The sequence below is a fragment of the Mycolicibacter acidiphilus genome, from assembly GCF_018455725.1.
Classification (GTDB): domain Bacteria; phylum Actinomycetota; class Actinomycetes; order Mycobacteriales; family Mycobacteriaceae; genus Mycobacterium; species Mycobacterium acidiphilum.
Genome location: NZ_JAHCLR010000100.1, coordinates 1 through 4142 on the forward strand (window position 1 = coordinate 1; position 4142 = coordinate 4142).

General features: G+C 72.9%; 3 protein-coding genes. 1 reads left to right on the forward strand and 2 read right to left on the reverse strand.

Translation table 11 applies throughout. The annotated features are described in order from the left end of the window. A partial coding sequence (locus tag KIH27_RS23125; RefSeq protein ID WP_214095067.1) for a PecA family PE domain-processing aspartic protease occupies positions 1–2088 on the forward strand: 2088 nt, incomplete at its 5' end. On the opposite strand, the gene KIH27_RS21930 is transcribed toward KIH27_RS23125, so the two are convergent. Beyond that, positions 2072–3109, reverse strand: coding sequence for an LLM class flavin-dependent oxidoreductase (locus KIH27_RS21930; protein ID WP_214095068.1), 1038 nt, complete (start codon positions 3107–3109; stop codon positions 2072–2074). The two genes, KIH27_RS23125 and KIH27_RS21930, sit on opposite strands and share 17 nt — an antisense overlap. Positions 3110–3117: 8 nt before the next feature. After that, the gene (locus tag KIH27_RS21935) at positions 3118–3960 is read right to left on the reverse strand and encodes a uracil-DNA glycosylase (RefSeq protein WP_307856976.1); all 843 of its coding nucleotides are present in this window, start codon (positions 3958–3960) and stop codon (positions 3118–3120) included. Positions 3961–4142 lie beyond the last annotated feature (182 nt).

The window sequence follows — 4142 nt, forward strand, 5'->3', positions numbered from 1 at the left end:
AACGGCGGTGCCGGCGGCGCCGGGTACAACGCGGCCGGGGATTCGGCGGCCGCCGCGGGCACCGACGGGGGCAACGGCGGGGCCGGCGGCAACGGCGGCGATCACGGCGACGGCGGGATCGGCGGCAACGGCGGCAGCGGCGTCGCGGGCACCGCGGGTGTCTCGGCCACCACCGCCGGAGGCAGCGGTACGGCCGGCACGGCGGGTGGTTCCGGCGGCAGCGGCGGGGCCGGTGGCAAGGGCGGCACCCTCGGCGGTGACGGCGGCGCCGGCGGTCTCGGCGGCAACGGCGCGAACGGCGGCCACGGCGGCGCCGGTGTCAACGGCGCGAACGGGGTGATCGGCACCGACAGCGGCCTGGGGCAAAACGGCGGCAACGGCGGCACCGGCGGCGCGGGCGGGGCCGGCGGTTCGGTGTACCCGACCGCACCGCCGCCGGCGGCCAACAGCCACGGCACCTTCGGCGTCAACGGCGACGGCGGAGCCGGTGGCAACGGCGGCGCCGCCGGTAGCGGCGGCAACGGCGGGGCCGGTGACCACAGCGCCGGCGGCAACGGCGGCGATGGCGGCAACGGCGGGGCGGCCGGCGCGGGCGGCGACCCCGGCAAGGGTTTCTACGCCCAGCCCGGGTTCAACAAGCTGCCGTCCGGGGTCGGCCGGTACCCGGTCGGGATCGGCGGCGACGGCGGTGACGGCGGCGCTGCGGGGGCCGGCGGGCAGGGCGGCGCCGGTGACACCGGCTTCACCGGCGGCACCGGTGGCAACGGCGGTATCGGGGGCGCCGGCGCGAACGGCGGCGACGGCAGCGGCAGCTACAACGCCCAGGGCTCCAGCGGTGGCAGCGGCGGCGACGGCGGTGCGGGCGGCAACGCCGGATCGGGCGGGCACAGCGGAACCGGCGCCGCCAATGGTGTGGGCGGCAACGCCGGGGCCGGGGGCAGCGGCGGTGACGGCGGCAGCGGTGGCGATCTGACCAACACCGGAACCAACCTGTGGGGCGGGGCGGCCGGTGACGGTGGCAACGGCGGGTCGGCCGGCGCAGTCGCCACGGGCGGCACCGGGGCGGACGGCGGCGATGGCGGCAACGGCGGGGTGGGCGGCACCGGCGGCAGCGTCGGCAACCACGGGGCCAACGGCGCCGGCGGCACCGGGGGCGCCGGGTCCGGCACCGGTCACGCCGGGGACAGCCCGGGCGGGCCACACAACGCCAGCATCCCGCTGTACATGCAGAACGGCCCGAACGGCGCATCCCAGGGCCCGATCAGCCCGATCGTGTACATCTCGATCAACGGCGGCCCGCCGGTACCGGTGCAGATCGACACCGGCTCAACCGGTTTGACCATGCTGGGTAGTGGCCAGGGGCTCGGCGATTCGGTGTTCTCCGACGGCGGAATAAGGTACGACGGCATGCCCTCGGGCACCTCGTACAGCTACCACACCTATGACACCACGGTCGGATTCTGCGACAAGACCGGCGATTGCCCGGACGGGCTGGTCACCGGTCCGACGGCGGTGAACATCGTCGACCCCGCATCGAACTCGCTCATGACAACGTACTTCGACAAGTGGGGCATCGTCGGAGTGCTGGGGATCGGGCCGAACAACGGCGCCCCGGGCACCTCGACGATCATCTCGGCGCTGCCCGGTGCCCTCAACCAGGGTGTGCTGATCGACGAGACCACCGGCCAGTTGACGTTCGGCGCGAACCCGCTGACCCCGGAGTTCACCCTGCCCGGCTCTCCGTCCGTCGACACGATGATCTCGATCAACGGCGCCGACCCGGTGCCGGTGACCACGTCGATCGACTCCGGCGGGCTGGTCGGCACCATGCCGCAGTCGATGTTCCCGAGCATCCCGATCAACGGGCACGTGCCGGTGGGCACGGAGATCTCGGTGTACACCGCCGACGGCCAGACGCTGCTGTACTCCTACGCCACCACCGCGGCCAACAGCCCCTGGATCGGTGCCGGCAGCACCGCCAACTCCGGGTACTACCCGTTCTCGCAGAACCCGGTCTACGTCGACTATCGGCCCAGCGGCATGGGCGGCACGGTGATCGACGCGGGGGCGCCTACAGCAGCTCCTTAGCCAGCAGATCGCAGGTGCGCTCCCGGCCGGGTGCGGTGGCCGGGTCGACGCCACGGTGCGCGGAGGCGACCGGGCTGATCATCACCTCATCGACCGCGAACTTCTCGGCCAGCGCCCGCACCTGCTCGGCGGCCTCGGCCGGGGCACCGACCACAGCGCGACGCAGGCCGGATTCGACGATCTGCTGCTGGGCGACCGGCAGTTCGGCGTCGGCCGCGTCCTCGACCAGGGCGACCGGGCCCAGCGGCTCACCGGTGCGCAGCCGCGCCATCAACTGCAGGTTCGGCAGGATCAACGCCAGTGCCTCGTCGCGGGTGTCGGCGACGACCGCGTTCACCGTCAGGAACGTCGTCGGCTCTACACACACCGCGCTGGGCGTGAAGTTCTCCCGGTAATAGGCCAGCGCCTCCTCGGTGCCCTGACCGGAGAAGTGGTGGGCGAACACGTACGGCAGGCCCTTGGCCGCCGCCAGCCGGGCGGAGTACATCGACGACCCGAGCAGCCACAGCCGCGGAACCCCGACCGCGGCCGGGGTGGCCCGCAGCCGGTAGTCGCCGGTGCGCAACTGCACCGCGGCGCCGTCGCGGCTCATCAGCGCGGCGACGTCGTCGAGGTAGTCGGGGAAGTTCTCGATGTCACGATCGTCACGCCCGGCCGGTCCGCGCAGCGCCCACGAGGTGACCGGGTCCGAGCCGGGCGCCCGGCCGATCCCCAGGTCGATGCGCCCCGGTGCGGCAGCCTCCAGCAACGCGAACTGTTCGGCGACGGCCAGCGGTGCATGGTTGGGCAGCATCACCCCGCCGGAACCCAGCCGCACCCGCGCCGTCTGCGCCGCCAGGTAGGCGAGCACCACCGGCGGGCTGGTGGCCCCCACCGCCGGCATGTTGTGGTGCTCGGCGACCCAGTAGCGGGTGAAACCGAGCCGGTCGGCGGTCTGGGCCAGCGCGACCGTGGCAGCCAGCGCGTCGGCACTGGTCTGGTCGGCGCGGACCGGGACGAGGTCGAGAACGGAGAGACGCACGACGGAGGTCAACGCTTCGTGCGCGCAGAACCTTCCCGCATCCCGGCCAGCTGCTTGGCCTGGCGGAACACATCGTCGATCATCGCCGGGGTGAGCCGGCCGGTGAACGTGTTCTGCTGACTGGGGTGAAAACACCCGACCACCTTCAGCCCCGAACTCAACTCGGCGACCGCACCGTGGCCGAACTTCGGTTTCGGTTTGGGCACCTGATCGGCGACCAGTCGCAGCGCGATCTGCCAGGCGAAGCCGCCGAGGGCGACCATCACCCGGGCGTGCGGTGCCAGCAGTCGCCACTCCGCCTCGATCCACGGATGGCAGGTGTCACGTTCCTCGGTCGTCGGCTTGTTGTCCGGCGGTGCGCAACGCACCGGGGCGATGATCCGGATCTTGCTGGTATGCAAGCCATCCGCGGCGTCGACACTGGTCGGCTGGTTCACCAGCCCGGCGCGGTACAGCGCCGCGTAGAGCTGATCGCCGGAACGGTCACCGGTGAACATCCGCCCGGTGCGGTTGGCGCCGTTGGCCGCCGGCGCCAGCCCGACGATCACGATCTTCGGTTTGGCCGCGCCCCAACTGGGCACCGGCCGCCCCCAATAGGGTTGGTCGGCAAAGGATTTGCGTTTGGTGACGGCGACATCCTCGCGCCAGGCGACCAGCCGGGGGCAGGCCCGGCAGACGCTGACCAGCGCATCGAGTTCTTCGATCGAACCCGCCTGCGCGGCCAGCCGCGCCACCTGCGCGGCATCAGTGGCCACCGGGGTCTCGGGAGTGGCCGGATCCCCCGGCCAACCGGTGCCCGGCGGAACCGGGGAGTCGAACTGCTGGCCGGTGCGGGGATGCGGCAGGCTCACGGCTCCACTGTGCCACCACCGGCGCCCGCTGTGGGCCCGTAGAACGTCATCACTGCCCCAGCGCCGTCGAAGGTGCCCTCGCGGGGCCGCACCTCCTAGGATCGGCTGCGTGAATGCCGACGCCCTGACCAGTCTGATCGCCGACCTGCCGGAGGGCATGGTGGTCACCGATCCGACGATCA